Source organism: Mesorhizobium sp. M0437, from assembly GCF_040321335.1.
Classification (GTDB): domain Bacteria; phylum Pseudomonadota; class Alphaproteobacteria; order Rhizobiales; family Rhizobiaceae; genus Mesorhizobium.
Map to the genome: position 1 here is coordinate 135,189 of NZ_JAMYRK010000006.1, position 21,312 is coordinate 156,500.

Sequence of the window (21,312 nt, forward strand, 5' to 3'; positions counted from 1 at the left end):
CTAGATGACAGCGGAACGAGGCAGGGTTGCTGACCGATGGTCGATGTGACGATCTACACGCGGATGATGTGCGGCTATTGCACCGCGGCCAAGCGGCTGCTCGACAGGAAGGGTGTCGCCTATACCGAGCACGACGCCTCCTTCTCGCCGGAACTGCGCCGGGAAATGATTTCCCGGGCCCACGGCCGTTCCACCTTTCCGCAGATATTCATCGGCGACACGCATGTCGGCGGCTCCGACGATCTCCACGAATTGGAGGCGGAAGGACGGCTGGACAGATTGCTCGCCAACGGCTCGACCAGATAAGGACATGACGATGGGTGCTTTCAAGGCGGCGGCGATCCAGATGCGTTCGGGAACCAGCCCGGAGCGCAATGCGGTCGATCTGGAACGGCTGGTGCGCGAGGCGGCAGGCCTTGGCGCGAGCTACATCCAGACCCCGGAAATGACCGGCGCGTTGATCCGCGACAGCCAGGCGCGGGCCGCTTCCTTCACCTCCGAAGACAAGGACGTCATCGTCTCGATTTCGCGGAAGCTGGCCAAGGAGCTCGGCATCTTCCTGCATATCGGCTCGACCGCCATTCTGCGCGCCGACGGCAAGCTTGCCAACCGCGCCCTTCTGTTCGGGCCGGACGGTGCCACCATTGCCACCTACGACAAGATCCACATGTTCGACGTCGATCTCGACAATGGCGAGAGCTGGCGCGAATCCGCCGCCTATGAGCCTGGCACCGAGGCTGTCGTCACCGAAATCGAGGGCGCGAAGCTGGGCTTTGCCGTCTGCTACGATCTGCGCTTTCCGCAACTGTTCCGTGCCGAGGCGCTGGCCGGCGCCGATCTGCTTTCGGTGCCCGCCGCCTTCACCCGCCAGACCGGCGAAGCGCACTGGCATGTGCTGCTGAGGGCGCGCGCCATCGAGAACGGCGCCTATGTGGTCGCCGCCGCGCAAGGCGGAGTGCACGAGGACGGCCGCGAAACCTATGGCCATTCGCTGATCGTCGATCCCTGGGGCCGCATTATCGCCGAGGCGGCGCATGAGGAGCCGGCAGTGATCGTCGCCGAGATCGACCCGGCGGAGTCAGTCGCCGCGCGCAAGAAGATACCGAATCTCAAGAACGCACGCGATTTTGCGGTAAACGCCGGTTCGGCGGAGGCAATGCCGCTCAGGGGTGCCGCCTCTTGATCCGCTTTTCCCTGATCTGCGAACACGAGCACGAATTCGAGGCCTGGTTCCGCAGCAACGACGATTTCGACACCCAGAAGAAGCGCGGCTTCGTCGACTGCCCGGCCTGCGGCTCGCACAAGGTCGACAAGGCGCTGATGGCGCCTGCCGTCTCCACCGGGCGCAAGCGCGAAAGCATCGCGCTGGCCATGGGCGAGGCGCAGAAGCAGGCGCTGGTGCAGCTCAAGGCCATGGCCGACAAGGTGCGCGAGAATGCCGACTATGTCGGCGACAAATTCGCCGAGGAAGCGCGCAAGATCCATTTCGGCGAAAGCGATCCGCGCGGTATCTATGGCGAGGCGACGCTGGACGAGGCCAAGAGCCTCGCCGAAGACGGTGTCGAGTTCATGCCTATTCCAAGCTTCCCCGACGACCGCAACTGAGGAAAGTCTTGCCCCATCCGGAGAAGACTGAAAAGCGGCGTGGTTCAGAGGTAGTGATCCGTGTTTTCAGCTGGTTGGCTATAAAGTCGATCGACAAGAGGACGATCGATGGGTTGCCAGTTTTCTATAATGGCGAGAGCGGCGGGAAAGATGCAGATAAGGTTGCCGCCGCGCTGCGGTTGATTCAGAAATTTGACCCTGTTCGATACAGCCGTCTGGTCCGCGATCTCAAACGGATCTGGATTACAATCAATCCAGGTGCCGCTGCGCAATTTGTGAAATCGACTTCGACTTGCGAGCTCGATCGGCGATTTGTTCTAGGCGAGCACCCGCTGAGCGACCAGATCGCCAGCGCGATAGTGCATGAGGCGACGCATGCGCGTCTCCATCAGCGAGGCATTGGCTATGAGGAGGAATTGCGCTACCGGGTGGAGTGGGTTTGCATGAGACGTGAACTGGCTTTTGCGGCGAAACTGCCGGACGGGGCGAGTATTCGTCAATGGGTCGAAGCTCGACAAACGGAACCCTCGGATTTTTCCAATGTAGCGATGAATGGTCGGCAAATTGATAGCGCGCGTGATGCCTTGCTCCATCTCAATGCTCCAGGTTGGCTGGCAGACTTGATCGTCTTTTTCGCCCGGCGGCGATATCAGAGGCGTATCAGGCGACAAGAAGCTGAAGCGCATTTCGACAAGCGAAAATGATGCTCCGTTTCGCTTGTGGGATTCGCTTCCGCCCAGAGCGGCGATGCCGCCCCCTGCACAAGCGTCCGCAATTTCAGGCCGAGCAGCAAGGATGGGGCTCGCGGGCAACCGTTTCGCTGCTTCTTTCATGCCCACTGCCTGACGGGCTTGCTTCACTTGACGGAGTTGCTTCCGCATAGGCTGCAAACTGGCGTTCAAGCGCCTTGACTGCACTGCTGCGCCAGCCCTCCGCCAGGGATTCCGACATGGGATCGGGGAAGATTTCCTCTTCGCCGTTCTCCACGCCGTCCAGGATCGCTCGTGCGACAGACTCCGGAGAGGCTTTCGCGATGTCCAGGCCCCGTGTCATGTCCGTGTCCACCGGGCCGGGAAGGACCCTGTGGACGCTGACACCCCGTCCGGCCAAAAGGGTGCGCAACGACTGCGACAGCGAAAACGAGGCCGCCTTCGAGATGGAGTAAGCCGGACTGAACGGCACGGCGGCAATCGAGGCCAGCGACAGAATGTTGACGATGGCTCCCCGCGACCGGGCGAGCAACGGCAGCAGAGCCTGGGTAACGTCGTACGAGCCGAAGAGGTTTACGGCGAGCTGTTGTTCGAGCACACGACGGTCGCTGAGGTCATCGATGGGCGATACGCCGGCGTTGTTGATGAGGATATCGAGAGCATCGATCTTCTCGACGGCCTCCCGGATCTGCGCAGCGTTGGTCACATCCATGGTCAGGGGCGTCACACGCCGGTCCGGATGAGCCATCGGTTTGCGGGTTGCGGCATAGACGCGCTTTACGCCTCTGCTCAGGGCTTCCTCGACCAGTGCCCGACCGATGCCCCGATTGGCTCCAGTCACCAGGATGGTTGTACCTTCGATCTTCATTGCGTCTCTCCTAATGCTTATCGTTGTGTTCGAGCGTTGGCGCGCCGCAACTCAGGTTGGCTACAGTCGCCGTTGTCGATACGACTGGTTGGTGAGATGGACTTAGCGCCGGATGTCGAAGCCATGGGAGTGACAAGTGTGACGGGATTCCGATGGACTCGCTGATCACCGCCGCGGCGCATGCGCTTGCGGCGGGCGATCCGCTCGGCGCCTTGAAGCGGGTTGCGCTGCGCGACGATGCGCCGGCACTGGCGTTGCGCGGTATCGCGATGGCGCAGCTTGGCGACCTGGTTCGGGCGAAGGTTCTTCTCAAGAGGGCGGCGCGCGCATTCAGCCCGAGGGAGGCCGTGGCCCGCGCGCGGTGTATCGTCGCCGAGGCCGAGATCGCGCTCGTCTCGCGCGACCTTACCTGGCCGGCCAAGGCACTCGACGCCGCACGGGCGACGCTTGAAAAGCATGGCGACCGTGTCAACGCCGCGCATGCGCGCAACCTCGACGTTCGGCGCCTGCTGCTGATCGGCCATCTCGACGAAGCCGAGCGCAGGCTGGACGGCTTCGATCCCTCGCCGCTGCCGCCGGCATCGCGGGCCGCCCACGAGCTGGCTGTCGCCGGCATCGCCATCCGCCGCTTGCGGACCGGTCCTGCGCGCGCCGCGCTCGGGCTGGCGGCGCGGGCGGCGCGCGCGGCGGGCATCCCCGCGCTGATCGCGGAGGTGGAGAGCGCATCGCTGGTGCTGGACACGCCGGCCGCGCGCCGTGTCGCGCGTGGCGGGGAACGGCCCCTCCTGCTCGATGAAGTCGAAGCGCTCCTGGCGTCGGGGGCGCTCGTGGTGGATGCATGCCGCAATGTCGTGCGTGTCGCAGACACCGTCGTCTCGCTGGCGACCCGCCCGGTGCTGTTCGCGCTGGCCCGCGCGCTGGCCGAAGCCTGGCCGGGGGACGTGGCAAGAGCGACGCTCATTGCGCGCGCTTTCCGCGGAAAGGACGCGGACGAATCACATCGCGCACGATTGCGCGTCGAAGTCGGGCGGCTTCGCGCGGAGCTTCGGAGCTTGGCGGATGTGAGCGCGACGAAGCGGGGCTTTGCGCTGGCCCCGCGCCGCGCAGGTGAGGTCGTCGTGCTGGCGCCACCCGTCGAAGAAGAGCATGCCGCCGTGCTCGCCTTCCTCGCGGACGGCGAGTCTTGGTCGAGTTCGGCCCTGGCGATTGCGCTTGGAGCCAGTTCGCGTACCGTGCAGCGAGCGCTCGAGCAGCTCGCCCAGGCCGGCAAGGTGCAGTCGTTCGGCCGCGGACGGGCGCGTCGCTGGATGACCCCGCCGCTGACGGGTTTCCCGACAATCTTGTTACTCCCCGGCCCACTGCCGGGCTACTAGGATGGAATTATGGAACGATCCGCAGCCGAAATCCTTCGAGAATATGGACCCTTTCCGGGTGTCGACCACGTGGGCGGCGTTACCTTCGACGGTGAGCATGTCTGGTTTGCCTCAGGCGACAGATTGAACGCCTTCGATCCGGCGAGCGGCAAAGTGGTGCGCTCGATCGACGTCGCGGCACACGCCGGAACGGCCTTCGACGGCCAGCACCTCTATCAGATCGCCGAGGATCGCATCCAGAAGATCGATCCGAAGAATGGCCAGGTCCTGGCGACGATCCCGGCGCCCGGCAATGGCGGTGATTCCGGGCTCGCCTGGGCCGAAGGAACACTCTGGGTCGGCCAGCATCGGGGCCGAAAGATTCATCAGGTCGATCCCGAGACAGGGGCAATCCTTCGCACCATCGTTTCCAACCGCGTCGTCACCGGCGTCAGCTGGGTCGACGGCGAGCTGTGGCATGGCACCTGGGAGGGTGAGGAGAGCGATGTCAGACGGATCGATCCTGAAACGGGAAAGGTCCTTGAGAAGCTCGATATGCCGCCGGGAACAGGCGTGTCGGGGCTCGAATCCGATGGCGGCGACCAGTTTTTCTGTGGCGGCGGAAACAGCGGCAAGATCAGAGCTGTTCGCCGGCCCAAACGAGGCTCGGCGACCAGGATTTAAGCTTTCCACCCTCTCGGCCGGCCCTCTTGGCCGCCCTGGGTTAGCCTAGGCTCGCTATCAGTTTTTCGAGCAGGCGAGCCAGCATGATCTGCTCCGGGCGTATCAGGCCGGAAAGTATCTGGTGCTCGTTGGCGACGTGAGCGGTAACCGCCTCGTCAATCAACGCCAGACCCTTTTTAGTCAGCTGCACGACAATGCCGCGGCGATCGTCGGGGTGCGGCCCGCGCTTGATCAGGCCGGATTTCTCGAGCCGATCGAGGCGGTTGGTCATCGCGCCCGACGTTACCATCGTCGCCTCGTAGAGAGCCGTCGGCGTCAGCGCGTATGGCGGCCCGGAACGACGCAGCGTCGCCAGCACATCGAATTCTCCGGATTGCAGCCCGTAACTTGCAAACAGCGGCGCCAGCCGCTCTCGTGCGATCAGCGAGGCGGCCTCGTTCAACCGTCCGAGCACGGCCATCGGCGAGACATCGAGATCCGGCCGTTCCTTTTTCCATTGCCCGATCGCTTTTGCTGCGCGATCCATGTCTCTCACCGTTATGTATCTTGACGTGAAGAATCTTTACCTTATCTTACCTCAGCTTGCGATATTGGCCAAGTGCCGCGAACGGGCGACGGGACGGTGCGATGAAATTTCTCTGGGACTCGGCGCTTGGCCTTCTGGTTGTCACCGGTGGACTGCTCGGCCTGACGCTGCCGTTCGGCAAGATCGCGACGGCGGCCGGCGTGGCCGCCATGGTCTGGGCCTTCGTCATCTCGCTTGGTGCCGGCGGCGTGCTTTTGTGCGCATTGCTGCTCAACGGGAAGCGCATGCGGCTTACGCCGCACAGGCTGCGCTATTTCTTCGTCACCGCGGCCGTCTCATATGCAATCCCCAATCTGCTGATGTTTTCAGCCATTCCGCATCTGGGCGCCGGCTACAGCGGCATCATGTTCACGCTGTCGCCGGTCGTCACGCTGGTGTTCTCGATGCTGCTCGGCGTCAGGCGCCCGACCATGCTGGGCATCGTCGGCATAGTCGTCGGTTTCGTCGGCGCAGTCATGGTGGCGGTGACGCGCGGCGAAGCGGGCCAGCCGGCCGAATTTTTCTGGGTTGCGATGGGCCTGCTCATCCCGGTCAGCCTCGCCGCCGGCAACATTTACCGTACCGTCGACTGGCCCGAAGGCACCGGCCCGATCGAGCTCGCCGTCGGCAGCCACCTGGCAGCAGCCTTGATGCTGTTTGCCGGCATTCTGGTCCTGCTTGGCGGCAATGCATTCGGCTCGCTCGGCGGCGGGCCGCTGGGGGCCGCGGCACAGGTGGCAGCAGCCTCGGCGATGTTCGCCTTCTTCTTCCGCCTGCAAGCGGTCGGCGGCCCGGTCTATCTCAGCCAGATCGGCTATGTCGCGGCGGCGGTCGGGCTGTTTGCCGGGACCCTCTTCCTCGGCGAGCGCTATCAACTGCTGACCTGGGCCGGTGCCGTCATCATCACCGCCGGCGTGTTCATCACCACCAAGGCGCAAAGCCAGAGGCCATAGAGGCCAGAAGGCGTAAGCTTCAGACGGATGCCTTCTCCGCCAGCACCATGTAGTTGACGTCCATGTCCTTCGAGCGCTGCCAGCGGTCGGCGAGCGGGTTGTAGGTGACGCCGGTGCGGTCGATGACGGTCAGGCCGGCGCCGGCAAGCGCCTTTTCCAGTTCCTCGGGGCGCACCAGCTTGCCGAACTGGTGGGTGCCGCGTGGCAGCCAACGCAGCACATATTCGGCGCCGATGATGGCCAGCCCCAGGGCCTTCAGCGTGCGGTTGATGGTGGCGACGAACATGATGCCGCCGGGCTTTACCATCTCGCCGCATTTGGCCAGGAACAGATCGACATCGGCGACATGCTCGACCACTTCCATGTTGAGGATGACGTCGAATTTTTCGCCGGCATCGGCAAGGTCTTCCGCGGTCGTGGCGCGATAATCCACGCTCACGCCGACTTCCGCCGCATGCAGCTTGGCCACTTCGATGTTGGTGGCGGAGGCATCGGCGCCGACCACTTCGGCGCCAAGCCGCGCCATCGGCTCGCACAAGAGCCCGCCGCCGCAGCCGATGTCAAGGAAGCGCAGGCCTTCGAACGGCCGTGCCGCACGCGGATCGCGGCCGAAGCGGGCCGCCACCTGGTCGCGGATATAGGCAAGCCGGATCGGGTTGAACTTGTGCAACGGGCGGAACTTGCCGTTCGGGTTCCACCATTCGGCGGCAAGGGCGGAAAAGCGTTCCACCTCTCCGGCATCGATCGTCGATCGTCGGGGCTCAGGCATGGCGTGGTCTCCTCGGACGCTAGGAAGTCGGGCGCGAGGCTGCGAATGTCAAGGCGCGAAATTCACCGCCGGCGGTGCGATGCGCGCGATGCCTTCCGGCGCCGCCTTTTGCCGGCTGCATTTGTGTCAGCACGTGTCAGTTGATGGTGTGCCGGAAGGAAACGCCTAGGCTTTGGCGGACGAAGCAGAGACATCGGGTTCGGAGGAGTGCGCAATGATGCGAGCGGTTGCTTCCATTCTTTGGCGCCGGCTTGACCAGGAAGGCCACGACGCTTGCCTTCTGTCGGAAGCGAGTTCCGGGTGGAACCTCAGGGGACACGCGCTTTTCGTCCAGGACGGCGAGCCGTGCAGCATCGCCTACGAGGCGGACTGCGACGCCGATTGGCATACACGATCGGCGCGCGCCGACGGCTTTTTCGGCACGCAACAGCTGCATTACAGGATCGACCGGCTGACCGAGCGCCAATGGACGCTGAACGGCGAGCATCAAGCGGAAGTCGACGGTCTCATCGATGTCGATCTCGGCTTCACGCCCGCCACAAACCTTTTGGCGCTTCGCCGCTTTGCCCTCGATGTCGGTATGGCGACGCCCGCGCCGGCAGCCTATCTGACATTTCCCGAACTCAGGCTCGTTCGCCTCGAGCAAACCTATCAGCGCGTCGATGCTGCACATTACGCCTATGCCGCCCCGATGTTCGGCTACCACGAGACACTGGAGGTCTCGCCGCTCGGTTTCGTCCTCGACTATCCGCGCCTGTGGCAGGCCATCGTGCGGACGGGCTGAACCGCCCGCGTTGGGAGTGCAGCTGGCCGGTGTGGCTTAACGGCAAATTTACGATATTGGCGGTTTCTTAACGTTGGGTCAGTGTTTGGCATTTAGATTGCTGTCCGAGTAGGGGCAGCCCGGTGCGCATAAGAACCCAGATAGTCGCGACATTGTTCAGCGCCGTGGCCTTGATCGGCCTGGTCGGCGGCGTTGCGATCGTCTCGCAGATATCGCTGACCAAATCCGTGGCGCTGGCCGAGGCGACAAGCGTCGCACGGCAGCTGGCCGAAACTATTGCCTTCAGGGCGTCGGACGCGCCGCGTTCATTATTCGAGAGACCCGATGGGCTCCGCGAATTCGTGACTTTGCAGCACGGCCGCTCGAAACGCGATCTCGTCATCGTAGACAAAAACAAGGTTATTTTCGCCGACGTTCCGGGAGAAGAGCAAAATATCGGCACGACGTTCGACTACGATCCCGGCAATGAAATCGCCCGGACGATTGACGACGGCGTGCCGCGCAACTTCGTCGAGGCCAGTGCCGACGTGGCCGATCCGATTGACCTGGTTGCGGTGCCGATCGAGGATGCACCCGGCAAGATCGTCGGCGCCGTCCTGTTCGAGTATACGCCGCTGCTGCGTGCCGCGCAGCAGCGCACGAACGATATGCTGTGGCTTGTGGGCCTGTGTACCGCGGCAGCCGTGCTGATCGCGGCGGCCTCCGCCTTCCTGTTGTTGCGAGGCTTCAGTAAAGGCCTTGCTGGTCTCAACCGCGGCATCGAATCGCTGGCGCGCGGCGACGCCGGGGCCCGTATCGGCCGCACCTCCGATGACGAGTTCGGACAGTTGGCGCAAGGGTTCGACACTATGGCCTCCGAAATCGAAGCCTCGCGCGCTCAACTTGTCGATCAGAAGGCCTACATCGAAGACATCGTCCAGACCGTTGCCGAAGGCATCGCCGTCATCGACGGCAAGGGTCAGGTCGTGTCCGTCAATCCGGCGGCAGCCGAGATCATCGGGCGGCGCAGCGACAAGGTCGTGGGGCAGGACTGGCAGTCGGCCCTGGATATCAGGGGGCCGTCGGGAGACAAGCCCGCGTCGGGAACATCTCCGGTCGAACTGGCCATGACCACCGGCCGCCGCCACCAGAATGAGGTGAGGCTGGCAAAGCCGGATGGGACCTCCTTGCCCGTGGTCGTCAGCTGCAATCCGCTCAACCGCGCCGATGGCGGCATCGTGCTGACGCTCAGCGACATCAGCGACCTGCGCAGTGCCGAGCGGGCGGTGCACGATCGTGCCGAAGAACTGGCGAGGCTCAATCGTGAACTGAAAGAGACATCGGAGGCCACGACCCGCCTGGTCAAGCTCGGCGAACTGCTTCAGGCCTGCGTCACTTTTCACGAGGCATTTTCCGTCGTCGGCTCCGCCATGCCTGATTTCTTCGGCGGATTGAGCGGAACCGTTCATCTGACCAGTGCGTCGCGCAACCTGGTGGAGGAGATGGCGCATTGGGGCACCATCCGGTCGAGCGTCGGCCAGTTCGGACCGGAAGATTGTTGGGCGCTGCGGCGCGGCCAGGAGCACGTCGCCGGTCCAGGCATGCTGACGCCGCGCTGCAACCACATCACCGAAAATGGCGGCCGCGGTTATGTCTGTATGCCTCTAGCAGCGCAGGGAGAGACACTTGGCATCCTGCATCTGTGCGAGCCGAATGCCGTTGACAAGCCGGAGTGGCTTGCCGAACGGCAGCAGATACTGCGTGGCGTCGTCGATACGCTGGCGTTGGCGCTTGCCAATCTGCGCCTGCGCGAGACGTTGCGGCAGCAGTCGATCCGGGATCCCAACACCGGGCTCTACAATCGCCGCTACCTTGAGGAGACCAGCAGCCGCGAGCTCAGGCGCCTGGAACGTGCCGAGCAGCCGCTGACGTTGATCATGCTCGACGTCGATCATTTCAAGCAGTTCAACGATACGTTCGGCCATGAAGCTGGGGATCTCGTCCTCAAGCAGGTGGCCGCCACGCTGGTCGACCATGTCAGGGAAAGCGACGTGGTTTCGCGCTACGGCGGCGAGGAATTTGCCTTGATGATGCCGGGAACGTCACTGGCCGATGGCGCCGATCGCGCCGAAGCTCTGCGAAAGGCGATCAAGCAGCTGCATGTCACGCATCGCGGCCGCACGCTCGGCACCATCACCGCGTCGTTCGGGGTCGCCGCCTTCCCGGAGCTCGGCGCCTCATGGGCGGAGATCGTCAATGCCGCGGATCGCGCTTTGTATCAGGCAAAGGCTGAGGGCCGTGACCGCGTCATCGCCGGAGCGGGTCTCGCCCGTGTCGAGCAGCAAAAGCCAAAACTCACCAAGAGCGTGGCTTGAAATCTGGTTGATGGACGGGGCAAGGCGACGGAATCCTCACCGCCTTGCGAAACCGCTATCATTTGGCTAAGGAGGCCGCGCATTGAGCGCCCGGCCACAGCTTGGCGCATTTTTCCGCTTTTCGGCCTCCGGTCCGGCATCCAGTCAAAGGCATTTCGCTTCTATGGCGCGCATCGTGATGAAATTCGGCGGAACCTCCGTCGCCGACATCGCCCGCATCCGCAATGTGGCGCGTCATGTCAAACGCGAGGTCGACGCCGGCCATGAGGTCGCCGTCGTGGTCTCGGCGATGTCCGGCAAGACCAACGAGCTCGTGCAATGGACGCGCGAGGCCTCGCCGATGCACGATGCGCGCGAATATGACGCCGTGGTCGCGTCCGGCGAGCAGGTCACCGCCGGCTTGCTGGCGATCGCCCTGCAGAATATCGGCGTGCATGCCCGCTCCTGGCAAGGCTGGCAGATCCCGATCAAGACCGACAACGCGCATGGCGCGGCGCGCATTCTCGATATCGACGGCGGATTCCTGATCAAGCGCTTCGGCGAAGGCCAGGTGGCGGTGGTCGCCGGTTTCCAAGGCATCGGGCCGGACAACCGGATCGCAACGCTCGGCCGCGGCGGTTCCGATACCAGCGCTGTCGCCATCGCGGCAGCGGTCAAGGCCGACCGCTGCGACATCTACACCGACGTCGACGGGGTCTATACGACCGATCCGCGCATCGAGCCGAAAGCGCGGCGGCTGGCCAAGATTTCGTTCGAGGAAATGCTCGAAATGGCCTCGCTGGGGGCCAAGGTCCTGCAGGTACGCTCGGTCGAGCTTGCCATGGTGCACAGGGTGCGTACTTTCGTGCGGTCGTCCTTCGACGATCCCGATGCACCCGGAATGGGGGATTTGCTCAATCCGCCGGGAACGCTTATTTGCGACGAGGAAGAGATCGTGGAACAGCAGGTCGTCACCGGAATTGCCTATGCCAAGGACGAGGCGCAGATTTCGCTGCGCCGCGTCGGCGACCGGCCGGGCGTCGCCGCCGGCATTTTCGGGCCGCTGGCCGAGGCCAATATCAACGTCGACATGATCGTCCAGAACATTTCCGAGGACGGCAAGTTCACCGACATGACCTTCACCGTGCCATCCGGCGACGTCGACAAGGCGCTCGCCGTGCTCGAGCGGCTGAAGGCGACGATCGGCTACGACGTGGTGCAGTCGGAAGCCGGCATGTCGAAGGTCTCGGTAATCGGCATCGGCATGCGCAGCCATGCCGGCGTCGCCGCTACCGCCTTCAAGGCGCTGGCCGACCGCGCGATCAACATCCGCGCCATCACGACGTCCGAAATCAAGATTTCGATCCTGATCGACGGTCCCTATACGGAACTAGCAGTTCGCACTTTGCATTCCGTGTACGGTCTGGATAAGCAGTAGCAGACTGCATCGGCCCGAAAATCGGAATCGATTTTCGGAAGGCAGGATGCAGCGGATCGAAAATCTTGGAGCGGTCTTTATGCGTCCAATTGGACGACAGCGCTCTAATTGAGTTGTTGCGTTTGTGCCGCTGTGCAGGGCAACCTGCACCGGTTGAAATGCTATTGGAGGAAGAAGCCGCGATGCGTGATTCGGCCAGTGGCCCGCGCGTTTTGCTGAAACGGCTCCGCGAGCTCATGCAAGAGCCGCTGGAGCCGCAGGAGCGGCTTGACCGAATCGTGCGCGATATCGCCTCCAACATGGTTGCCGAGGTCTGCTCGCTCTATGTGCTGCGCGCCGATTCGGTGCTCGAACTCTACGCCACCGAAGGCCTGAACCCGAACGCCGTCCACCTGGCGCAGCTCAGGCTGGGCCAAGGCCTGGTCGGCACGATCGCGGCCTCGGCGCGGCCGCTCAACCTCTCCAACGCGCAGGAGCATCCTGCCTTCGCCTACCTGCCGGAGACAGGGGAAGAAATCTATAATTCCTTCCTCGGCGTGCCGGTGCTGCGGGCAGGGCGGACACTCGGCGTCCTGGTCGTGCAGAACAAGACCATGCGCCATTATCGCGACGACGAGGTCGAGGCGCTGGAAACAACGGCGATGGTGATCGCCGAGATGATCGCCACCGGCGATCTGGAGCGGCTGACAAGGCCCGGCCTCGAGCTCGATCTGCGCCGCCCGGTAAGCTTTACCGGCCTGTCCTTCAACGAAGGCGTCGGTCTCGGCCATGTGGTGCTGCACGAGCCGCGCATCGTCGTCACCAATCTTTTCAACGAGGACAGCGAGGAAGAGGTCAGGCGGCTCGACGCGTCGCTCGGCTCGCTCAGGCTCTCCATCGACGACATGCTGGAGCGCCGCGACGTCGCCTTCGAGGGCGAGCATCGCCAGGTGCTCGAAGCCTATCGCATGTTCGCCAACGACCGCGGCTGGGTGCGCCGGCTCGAGGAGGCGATCCGCAACGGCCTGACGGCCGAAGCGGCGGTCGAAAAGGTGCAGAGCGACATGCGTGCCCGCATGCTGCACATGACCGATCCGTATCTGCGCGAACGGATGAGCGATTTCGACGATCTCGCCAATCGGCTGCTGCGGCAGCTGATGGGGCGCGGACCGGAGGACGTCGCGGCCTCGCTGCCCAAGGACGCCATCATCGTCGCCCGCTCGATGGGTGCTGCGGAGCTGCTCGATTATCCCAGGGACAAGCTGCGCGGGCTGGTGCTGGAGGACGGCGCCGCGACCAGCCATGTCGTCATCGTGGCGCGGGCCATGGGCATACCGGTCGCCGGCCAGATGAAGGGCGCCGTTTCCATGGCGGAAAACGGCGATGCCATCATCGTCGACGGCGAGGAAGGCGCGATCCATCTGCGCCCGCAGCCCGACCTCGAGGCGGCCTATGCCGAGAAAGTGCGTTTCCGGGCGCGCCGGCAGGAGGTCTACCGCGAGCTGCGCAAGAAGCCGTCGGTGACCAAGGACGGTGTCCAGGTCGACCTTCTGATGAATGCCGGGCTGGCGGTCGACCTGCCGCAACTGGCCGAAGCGGGCGCGGCCGGCATCGGCCTGTTCCGCACCGAGCTGCAATTCATGGTCGCCTCGACCTTTCCGCGCGCGGAAGCCCAGGAGCGCTTGTACCGTGACGTGCTCGAGGCGGCGCGCGACAAGCCGGTGACGTTCCGCACCATCGATATTGGCGGCGACAAGGTGCTGCCCTATTTCAAGGGCTCGATCCAGGAGGAAAATCCGGCTCTCGGCTGGCGGGCCATCCGCCTGACGCTCGACCGGCCAGGATTGCTGCGCACCCAGATCCGCGCGCTGCTCAAGGCGTGCGGCGGACGCGAACTGAAACTGATGCTGCCAATGGTGACGGAACTCGGCGAGATCGCGCAGGCGCGCGAGATCATCGACCGCGAGGTCCGGCATCTGTCGCGCTTTGCCCATCATTTGCCGACCAGCCTCAAGGTGGGGGCGATGCTGGAGGTGCCGTCGCTGCTGTTCCAGCTCGACGAACTGATGAAGGCGGTCGATTTCGTCTCGGTCGGCTCGAACGACCTGTTCCAGTTCGTCATGGCGGTGGACCGCGGCAACACCCAATTGTCCGACCGCTTCGACCCGCTGTCGACGCCGTTCCTGCGTGTTTTGAAGCAAATTGCCGATGCCGGGGCTCGCAACCAGACGCCGGTGACCTTGTGCGGCGAACTTGCCGGCAAGCCGATCTCGGCGATGGCGCTGATCGGCCTTGGCTACCGCTCGATCTCGATGTCGCCGGCATCGATCGGCCCGGTCAAGGCGATGCTGACGGAACTGCCGCTCAGCGAGTTGGAAGCGTTCTTCGACGACAATCTGATGGCGCCGGCGCATGGCCTGCCGATGCGGGCGCTGCTGCAAGCCTTTGCCGACGACCGCTCTATACCGCTATAGACTTCGCCATGATCAACCTGCCCCGCGACCGTATGAATCAAGTCGTCAAGCGTTTCGACATGCTCGAAGCGCAGATGTCGGCCGGGCCAGCGCCGGACGCCTATGTCAGGATGGCCTCCGAATATGCCGACATCCAGGAGATGGTGGCAAAGATCAGGGCGCTGCGCGCCGCCGAGCACGAACAGGGCGATCTGGAGGCGATGCTCGCCGACAAGGGCACCGACGCCGAGATGCGGGCCTTGGCTGAGGCCGACCTGCCAGGGGTCAAGCATCACATCGAGGCGCTGCAGAAGGACATCCAAATCCTGCTGTTGCCCAAGGATGCCGCCGACGACAAGAACGCCATCCTCGAGATCCGCGCCGGCACCGGCGGCGACGAGGCGGCGCTTTTCGCCGGCGACCTGTTTCGCATGTACGAGCGCTATGCCGCGGCGCATGGCTGGCGTTTCGAGACGGTGTCGGCCAGCGAGGGTGAGGTCGGCGGCTACAAGGAAATCATCGCCACCGTTTCGGGCAAGGGCGTCTTTGCCCATCTGAAGTTCGAATCCGGCGTGCACCGGGTGCAGCGCGTGCCGACGACCGAGGCGGGCGGACGCATTCATACCTCGGCGGCGACGGTCGCGGTGCTGCCGGAAGCCGAAGAGGTCGACATCGACATCAGGGCCGAAGACATCCGTATCGACACGATGCGCGCCTCGGGTTCCGGCGGCCAGCACGTCAACACCACCGATTCGGCCGTGCGCATCACCCATCTGCCGACCGGCATCATGGTGGTGCAGGCGGAAAAGTCGCAGCACCAGAACCGGGCGAAGGCCATGCAGATCCTACGCGCCAGGCTCTACGACCTCGAGCGCAGCAAGGCGGACGAGGAACGTTCCGAATCGCGCAAGTCGCAGGTCGGCTCGGGCGACCGCTCGGAACGCATCCGCACCTATAATTTTCCGCAGGGTCGCGTCACCGATCATCGTATCAACCTGACGCTCTATAAGCTCGACCGGGTGATGATGGGCGAACTCGACGAGATCATCGACGCGCTGATCGCCGATCACCAGTCGAAGCTGCTCGCCGATATCGGCATCGATGGCTGACAGCCTGCCCGCCACGCTGGCGCCGCTGCTGCGGGAGGCGCGAAACCGGCTCACCGCAGCCGGGATCGCGGATCCGGCGCTCGATGCCAGGCTGATCGTCGAGCATTTTTCCGGCACCAGTCGCACGCAGGCCATCGCCGATCCCGGGCGCGCTGTCGATACGGACGTGACGGCGGTAATCGAAGCCGCCTTGCGGCGGCGCATCGCCGGCGAGCCGGTACACCGAATCCTTGGCTACCGCGAATTCTACGGCTTGCGCCTTTCGCTTTCGCCGCAAACGCTGGAGCCGCGGCCGGATACCGAAACGCTGGTCGAGGCTATACTGCCCTTCGTCAAGGCAATGGCGGCACGCGAGGGCTGCTGCCGCATCCTCGATCTAGGGACCGGTACCGGTGCCATCGCGCTGGCGCTGCTCAGCGCCGTTCCGGCCGCGACCGCCACCGGCGTTGACATTTCGCAGGAGGCGCTGGCCACAGCCATGCGTAATGCCGGGGAATTGGGGCTCGCCGGCCGGTTCACGCCGCTCAAATCCGACTGGTTTGAAAAAGTTTCTGGCCGGTACCATGTAATTGTCGCAAACCCTCCCTATATACCCTCAGACGACATTGGAAATCTGCAGGACGAGGTCCGCGGTTTCGATCCACGCCAGGCCCTCGATGGCGGTGTGGACGGTCTGAGCCCCTACAGGAAGATCGCCGCGGGAGCGGCAGCGTATTTGGAAGTCCAAGGCAGGATTGCGGTCGAGATCGGCCATACGCAGCACCAACAGGTTACGGAGATATTCTCCGCGGCCGGGTACCGTTCGGTCGGGGTGTTTCGTGATCTCGGCGGAAACGACAGAGTTCTTGTGTTCGAACGGTGAAAGCCGTGATGCAGTGCGAAAAAAGCGCTTGGCAATACCGGGGAATGCGGCTAGGGTCGCCTTAACCGGATGAGACGAAGCAGGCAGTGCTCTTAGCGATTCGGTTTTCCTTGGAAATAGCTGCCTTCTTGCGCAAACGACGCCCAAGCTTCGTGCGGGAATCGTCCGGCAAGTGAAGTAACCGGAACAGGATGGCACGTGGCGCCAACGCAATTGATGCGGGCGAACGCCGGTGAAGGAACGAAACGGCTGGCCGCATGAGCGCCTCCGTTCGTGAAGAGTTTTTCGAAAATTTCAAAGTGAAGAGAGTCTAATGAGGCCACAACAGCAAAACAGGCGCATGCGCGGTCGCAACAACAATGGCGGCGGCGGCAACAACAATAACAACAACAACCGTAAGGGGCCTAATCCCCTGACGCGCAACTACGAGAGCAACGGCCCGGACGTGAAGATCCGCGGATCGGCTCAGCAGATTGCCGAGAAGTACGCAACCCTTGCCCGTGACGCGCAAAGCTCCGGCGACCGGGTGATGGCGGAAAACTATCTCCAGCATGCAGAGCACTATAACCGCATCATCGCAGCCGCTCAGGCGCAGATGCCGATCCAGAACGCGCAGCAGAATCGCGATGATTTCGACGATGACGGCGACGAGGATCGCGACGAGTTCGACAATGCCGGCAACAACAATGCCAACGAGACGTCGGGTTCGGCGGCCAATCACGGTGCCGGCCCGCAGCCGGTCATCGATGGCACGCCGGCCGAGCTGGCTCTGAACCAGGAAAACAGCCGCGACAATCGGGGCGGCCGCGACAACCGTGACGGCCGCGACAACAATGGCGGACGCCACCGCGACCGTCGCCCCAATGGCGGTTACGGCCAGAACGGCCAGCGCGGCGAGTATGGCGCGCGCGGCGAGCAGGGTGGCCAGCGCGCCGAACAGCCACGGCGCGACGAGACGCCGGCGCAGGCGGAGCCCGTGCCGGCCGCTGGGCCGGTCTTTGTGAGCGAGCCCGCACCGCAATTCGACAACCTTTCGCCGGCGGGTCTCGCCGCCCAGGCCGAGCTCAACGAAGCCGCGGCCGAAAACAGCCCGGCCCGCCGCCCCAGGCGTCCGCGTCGCCCGCGCCTCGATGTCGAACAGGCAAATGGCGGCAACGACAACGCCGGCCCTGACAGTGCCGAGACTGGCAGTGCCGAGACAAGCAGTGCCGAGACAAGCAATGCCGAGACTGGCAATACCGACGCTGGCAATGTCGATGCAGCGCCGGCTGAAGGCCCCGGCGGTCAAGCTGTGATCGCAGACGTCGAGAATTGATCGGAAAAACGTTCAGTCGATCTTAGCGCATCCTTTACCCCAGGCGGCGGAGAGAAATCTCCGCCGTTTTTGCTTTGCGCGCTCGGAATATTATGCATTCGCCAGTGTCGAGGCGTCTTGAGGGTCCGTGGTTTGCGTCCCATATCTTGCGTGAACAGGATCCGGCTCGAACGGGCGGGTCCGTCACCGCAATCTGATCCGGTGCCGCGAAGCGGGCCGGTGACGGAAGGAGACAGGCATGAATCTTGAAAAATATTCCGAGCGCGTGCGCGGCTTTATCCAGTCCGCACAAACCATGGCGCTTTCCCGCAATCACCAGCAATTCACCCCCGAGCATATCCTCAAGGTCCTTGTCGATGACGACGAGGGCCTGGCTGCGTCGCTGATCGAGCGCGCCGGCGGCAATGTCCGTGACGTCAAGCTCGGCGTCGAAACGGCACTGGAGGCAATGCCCAAGGTCGAGGGCGGCAATGGCCAGCTCTATCTGGCGCAGCCGCTGGCAAAGGTGTTTTCGACCGCCGAGGAACTGGCCAAGAAGGCCAGTGACAGCTTCGTTACCGTCGAACGGCTATTGCAGGCGCTGGCCATGGAAAAATCGGCCAAGACCGCCGACATCCTGTCCAAGGCGGGTGTCACGCCGCAGGCGCTGAACCAGGTCATCAACGACGTACGCAAAGGTCGCACTGCCGATTCGGCGAGCGCCGAGCAGGGCTACGACGCGCTGAAGAAATACGCGCGCGACCTGACGGCGGACGCCCGCGCGGGCAAGCTCGATCCGGTCATCGGCCGCGACGACGAAATCCGCCGCACCATCCAGGTGCTGTCGCGCCGCACCAAGAACAACCCAGTGCTGATCGGCGAACCCGGCGTCGGCAAGACGGCGATCGCCGAAGGGCTGGCGCTGCGCATCGTCAATGGCGATGTGCCGGAATCGCTCAAGGACAAGCAGCTGATGGCCCTCGACATGGGGTCGCTGATCGCCGGCGCCAAATACCGCGGCGAGTTCGAGGAGCGGCTGAAGGCGGTGCTTTCCGAAGTCACGTCTGCCGCCGGCGGCATCATTCTGTTCATCGACGAGATGCACACGCTTGTCGGTGCCGGCAAGGCGGATGGCGCCATGGACGCGTCGAATCTGCTGAAGCCGGCGCTCGCCCGCGGCGAACTGCATTGTGTCGGCGCAACCACGCTCGACGAATACCGCAAGCATGTCGAGAAGGATGCGGCCCTTGCCCGCCGCTTCCAGCCGGTCTTCGTCAATGAGCCGACGGTCGAAGACACTGTCTCGATCCTGCGCGGCCTGAAAGAGAAATACGAGCAGCACCACAAGGTGCGCATCTCGGATTCGGCACTGGTCGCGGCCGCAACCCTGTCCAACCGCTACATCGCTGACCGCTTCCTGCCGGACAAGGCGATCGACCTGGTCGACGAGGCCGCGTCGCGGCTCCGCATGCAGGTCGATTCGAAGCCCGAGGCGCTGGACGAGATCGACCGCCGCATCATGCAGCTCAAGATCGAGCGCGAGGCGCTGAAGGTCGAGAAGGACGATGCCTCGAAGGACCGGCTCGCGCGGCTCGAGAAGGAACTCTCGAACCTCGAGGAGGAATCGACCGAGCTGACCTCGAAATGGCAGGCCGAGAAGCAGAAGCTCGGGCTTGCCGCCGACCTCAAGAAACAGCTCGACGAGGCGCGCAACGAACTTGCCATCGCCCAGCGCCAGGGTGAATTCCAGCGCGCCGGCGAACTTGCTTACGGCAAGATCCCGGAACTCGAAAAGCAGCTGAAGCAGGCCGAAGCCAGGGATGGCAAGGCCGGCATGGTCGAAGAAGTGGTTGGCCCCGATCACGTCGCCCATATCGTCTCGCGCTGGACGGGCATCCCGGTCGACAAGATGCTGGAAGGCGAGCGCGACAAGCTGTTGCGCATGGAAGACGAGATCGGCAGGCGCGTCGTCGGCCAGGGCGAGGCGGTGCAGGCAGTGTCGAAAGCCGTGCGCCGTGCGCGCGCCGGCCTGCAGGACCCGAACCGGCCGCTCGGCTCGTTCATGTTCCTCGGACCGACGGGCGTCGGCAAGACCGAATTGACCAAGGCGCTGGCCAGCTTCCTGTTCGACGACGAGAGCGCCATGGTGCGTATCGACATGTCGGAGTTCATGGAGAAGCACTCGGTCGCCCGGCTGATCGGCGCGCCTCCCGGCTATGTCGGCTATGAGGAAGGCGGCGCGCTGACCGAAGCGGTGCGGCGCCGGCCCTATCAGGTCGTGCTGTTCGACGAGATCGAGAAGGCGCATCCTGATGTCTTCAACGTGCTGCTGCAGGTGCTCGACGACGGCCGGCTGACCGATGGGCAGGGCCGCACGGTCGACTTCCGCAACACGCTGATCATCATGACGTCCAATCTCGGCGGCGAATATCTGGTCAATCTCGGCGAGGACCAGGATGTCGACGTCGTGCGCGACGAGGTGATGAATGTCGTCAGGGCTTCGTTCCGGCCGGAATTCCTCAACCGCATCGACGAGGTGATCCTGTTCCACCGGCTGCGCCGCCAGGATATGGGCCAGATCGTCCAAATCCAGCTCAAGCGGCTGGAAAACCTGCTTGTTGACCGCAAGATATCGCTTTCGCTCGATCAGGAGGCGATCGACTGGCTGGCGGCCAAGGGTTACGACCCGGCCTATGGCGCGCGGCCGCTGAAGCGGGTGATGCAGAAGGAATTGCAGGACCCCCTGGCGGAAAAGATCCTGCTCGGCGAGATCCTCGACGGCTCAACCGTCAAGGTCACCGCTGGCTCCGACCGCTTGAACTTCCGCTCGAAGCCCGCGGTCGTGGCAACCGAGGCGGCCGCCTGAGCTCAAGCCAAGGACCTGTTCCATCCCGATCGAATCGGGATGGAATTCCTATCTTCAATCTCGACCATGATCCTTTCCGAAAAACCGGCATACCCTTTTGTTACGCCGGCCTTCGGTTCATGGTCCAACATCACTGGCGGGGCGCAGATGACGCTGGACGACTATAACAGCTTCTGCGCCTCGCTGCCTTCGGCGACCCATGTCGTGCAGTGGGGCGGCGCCCATGTCTGGAAGGTCGGCGGCAAGGTCTTCGCGATCGGCGGCTGGAGTGAGGGCAAGGAGCCGTTCGTTACCTTCAAATGCTCCGACATCGCCTATGACGTGCTGAGGGAGCAGCCGGGCCTTCGGCCCGCGCCCTATCTTGCCTCACGCGGCATGAAATGGATCCAGCGCCAGACCGGCGAAAGCATGGATGATGGCGCGCTGAAGGATTACCTGCGCGAAAGCCACCGTCTTGTCGTGCTGAAGCTGACGAAGCAGGCGCGCAAGGAATTGGGACTCGCTGCCGGTTAATCGGTCAGAAATCCGCCATCTTCATGCCCGGTTCATATTGGAACCTTATCGTTGGCAACTGATTTGCTGGCGAAGGGGTTCGCCTACCACATCGGCCCGAAATCGAGTTTTGATTTTCGCAAAGCACGATGCGGAGATTTAAAGCGTTAGAGCGTCCTTTGCGCGTCGAAAAAGA

The 21,312-nt window shown here is 63.6% G+C and carries 19 protein-coding genes; 16 read left to right on the forward strand and 3 right to left on the reverse strand.

What is annotated here, in order from left to right:
• Positions 1-36 precede the first annotated feature (36 nt).
• Genes grxC through NKI72_RS06350 form a run of 4 tightly spaced genes read left to right on the forward strand, consistent with a single transcriptional unit; the run spans position 37 to position 2,309 of the window.
• Positions 37-306: a glutaredoxin 3 gene (gene grxC / locus NKI72_RS06335; RefSeq protein ID WP_352577153.1), complete on the forward strand. Its 270-nt coding sequence runs from the start codon at positions 37-39 to the stop codon at positions 304-306.
• A 10-nt stretch (positions 307-316) separates the two neighbouring features.
• Positions 317-1,183 carry a carbon-nitrogen hydrolase family protein gene (locus NKI72_RS06340; protein ID WP_352831715.1) on the forward strand — a complete coding sequence of 289 codons (867 nt, stop codon included), beginning with the start codon at positions 317-319 and terminating at the stop codon, positions 1,181-1,183.
• Positions 1,180-1,605, forward strand: coding sequence for a DUF1178 family protein (locus NKI72_RS06345; RefSeq protein WP_352743859.1), 426 nt, complete (start codon positions 1,180-1,182; stop codon positions 1,603-1,605). The genes NKI72_RS06340 and NKI72_RS06345 overlap by 4 nt, the downstream gene beginning before the upstream one ends.
• 8 nt (positions 1,606-1,613) lie before the next feature.
• Positions 1,614-2,309 (forward strand): hypothetical protein, encoded by a 696-nt coding sequence (locus tag NKI72_RS06350; RefSeq protein WP_352849986.1) that lies wholly within the window; start codon positions 1,614-1,616, stop codon positions 2,307-2,309.
• Between the two features lie 73 nt (positions 2,310-2,382).
• Here NKI72_RS06350 and NKI72_RS06355 read toward each other — a convergent pair whose 3' ends face one another.
• Complete coding sequence (locus NKI72_RS06355) at positions 2,383-3,183, reverse strand: SDR family NAD(P)-dependent oxidoreductase (RefSeq protein WP_352831717.1); 801 nt, start codon at positions 3,181-3,183, stop codon at positions 2,383-2,385.
• A gap of 152 nt (positions 3,184-3,335) precedes the next feature.
• On the opposite strand from NKI72_RS06355, the gene NKI72_RS06360 reads away from it, so the two are divergent.
• Positions 3,336-4,556 (forward strand): winged helix-turn-helix domain-containing protein, encoded by a 1,221-nt coding sequence (locus NKI72_RS06360; RefSeq protein ID WP_352831719.1) that lies wholly within the window; start codon positions 3,336-3,338, stop codon positions 4,554-4,556.
• A gap of 9 nt (positions 4,557-4,565) precedes the next feature.
• Positions 4,566-5,219 (forward strand): Vgb family protein, encoded by a 654-nt coding sequence (locus tag NKI72_RS06365; RefSeq protein ID WP_352849987.1) that lies wholly within the window; start codon positions 4,566-4,568, stop codon positions 5,217-5,219.
• A 40-nt stretch (positions 5,220-5,259) separates the two neighbouring features.
• On the opposite strand, the gene NKI72_RS06370 is transcribed toward NKI72_RS06365, so the two are convergent.
• Entirely contained in the window at positions 5,260-5,745 is a 486-nt protein-coding gene (locus NKI72_RS06370) for a MarR family winged helix-turn-helix transcriptional regulator (RefSeq protein WP_352633862.1), read from the reverse strand.
• Positions 5,746-5,846: 101 nt separating this feature from the next.
• Between NKI72_RS06370 and NKI72_RS06375 the strand changes: the two genes are divergently transcribed.
• Positions 5,847-6,737: a DMT family transporter gene (locus tag NKI72_RS06375; protein ID WP_352849988.1), complete on the forward strand. Its 891-nt coding sequence runs from the start codon at positions 5,847-5,849 to the stop codon at positions 6,735-6,737.
• Between the two features lie 19 nt (positions 6,738-6,756).
• Here the strand turns inward: NKI72_RS06375 and ubiG are convergent, their stop codons facing one another.
• On the reverse strand, positions 6,757-7,506 hold the full coding sequence (gene ubiG / locus NKI72_RS06380; RefSeq protein ID WP_254816707.1) for a bifunctional 2-polyprenyl-6-hydroxyphenol methylase/3-demethylubiquinol 3-O-methyltransferase UbiG: 750 nt from the start codon (positions 7,504-7,506) through the stop codon (positions 6,757-6,759).
• Positions 7,507-7,720: 214 nt separating this feature from the next.
• On the opposite strand from ubiG, the gene NKI72_RS06385 reads away from it, so the two are divergent.
• The 9 genes from NKI72_RS06385 (at position 7,721) to NKI72_RS06425 (ending at position 21,137) form a co-directional block, all read left to right on the forward strand.
• Positions 7,721-8,290 carry a putative glycolipid-binding domain-containing protein gene (locus tag NKI72_RS06385; RefSeq protein ID WP_352542483.1) on the forward strand — a complete coding sequence of 190 codons (570 nt, stop codon included), beginning with the start codon at positions 7,721-7,723 and terminating at the stop codon, positions 8,288-8,290.
• A 122-nt stretch (positions 8,291-8,412) separates the two neighbouring features.
• A complete protein-coding gene (locus NKI72_RS06390) occupies positions 8,413-10,644 on the forward strand; it encodes a sensor domain-containing diguanylate cyclase (RefSeq protein ID WP_352471316.1) in 2,232 nt (743 codons plus the stop codon).
• Between the two features lie 163 nt (positions 10,645-10,807).
• Positions 10,808-12,061: an aspartate kinase gene (locus NKI72_RS06395; protein ID WP_352471486.1), complete on the forward strand. Its 1,254-nt coding sequence runs from the start codon at positions 10,808-10,810 to the stop codon at positions 12,059-12,061.
• Between the two features lie 182 nt (positions 12,062-12,243).
• Positions 12,244-14,514: a phosphoenolpyruvate--protein phosphotransferase gene (gene ptsP, locus NKI72_RS06400; protein ID WP_352453081.1), complete on the forward strand. Its 2,271-nt coding sequence runs from the start codon at positions 12,244-12,246 to the stop codon at positions 14,512-14,514.
• A gap of 8 nt (positions 14,515-14,522) precedes the next feature.
• Positions 14,523-15,602, forward strand: coding sequence for a peptide chain release factor 1 (prfA, locus tag NKI72_RS06405; protein ID WP_352849989.1), 1,080 nt, complete (start codon positions 14,523-14,525; stop codon positions 15,600-15,602).
• On the forward strand, positions 15,595-16,464 hold the full coding sequence (gene prmC / locus NKI72_RS06410) for a peptide chain release factor N(5)-glutamine methyltransferase (protein ID WP_352491801.1): 870 nt from the start codon (positions 15,595-15,597) through the stop codon (positions 16,462-16,464). The genes prfA and prmC overlap by 8 nt, the downstream gene beginning before the upstream one ends.
• Before the next feature lie 340 nt (positions 16,465-16,804).
• Positions 16,805-17,779, forward strand: a complete 975-nt coding sequence (locus NKI72_RS06415) for a DUF4167 domain-containing protein (RefSeq protein WP_352831722.1) — start codon at positions 16,805-16,807, stop codon at positions 17,777-17,779.
• 238 nt (positions 17,780-18,017) lie between these two features.
• Positions 18,018-20,624: an ATP-dependent chaperone ClpB gene (clpB, locus tag NKI72_RS06420; protein ID WP_352831724.1), complete on the forward strand. Its 2,607-nt coding sequence runs from the start codon at positions 18,018-18,020 to the stop codon at positions 20,622-20,624.
• A 147-nt stretch (positions 20,625-20,771) separates the two neighbouring features.
• Positions 20,772-21,137, forward strand: a complete 366-nt coding sequence (locus NKI72_RS06425) for an MmcQ/YjbR family DNA-binding protein (RefSeq protein WP_352456638.1) — start codon at positions 20,772-20,774, stop codon at positions 21,135-21,137.
• Positions 21,138-21,312: the final 175 nt, after the last annotated feature.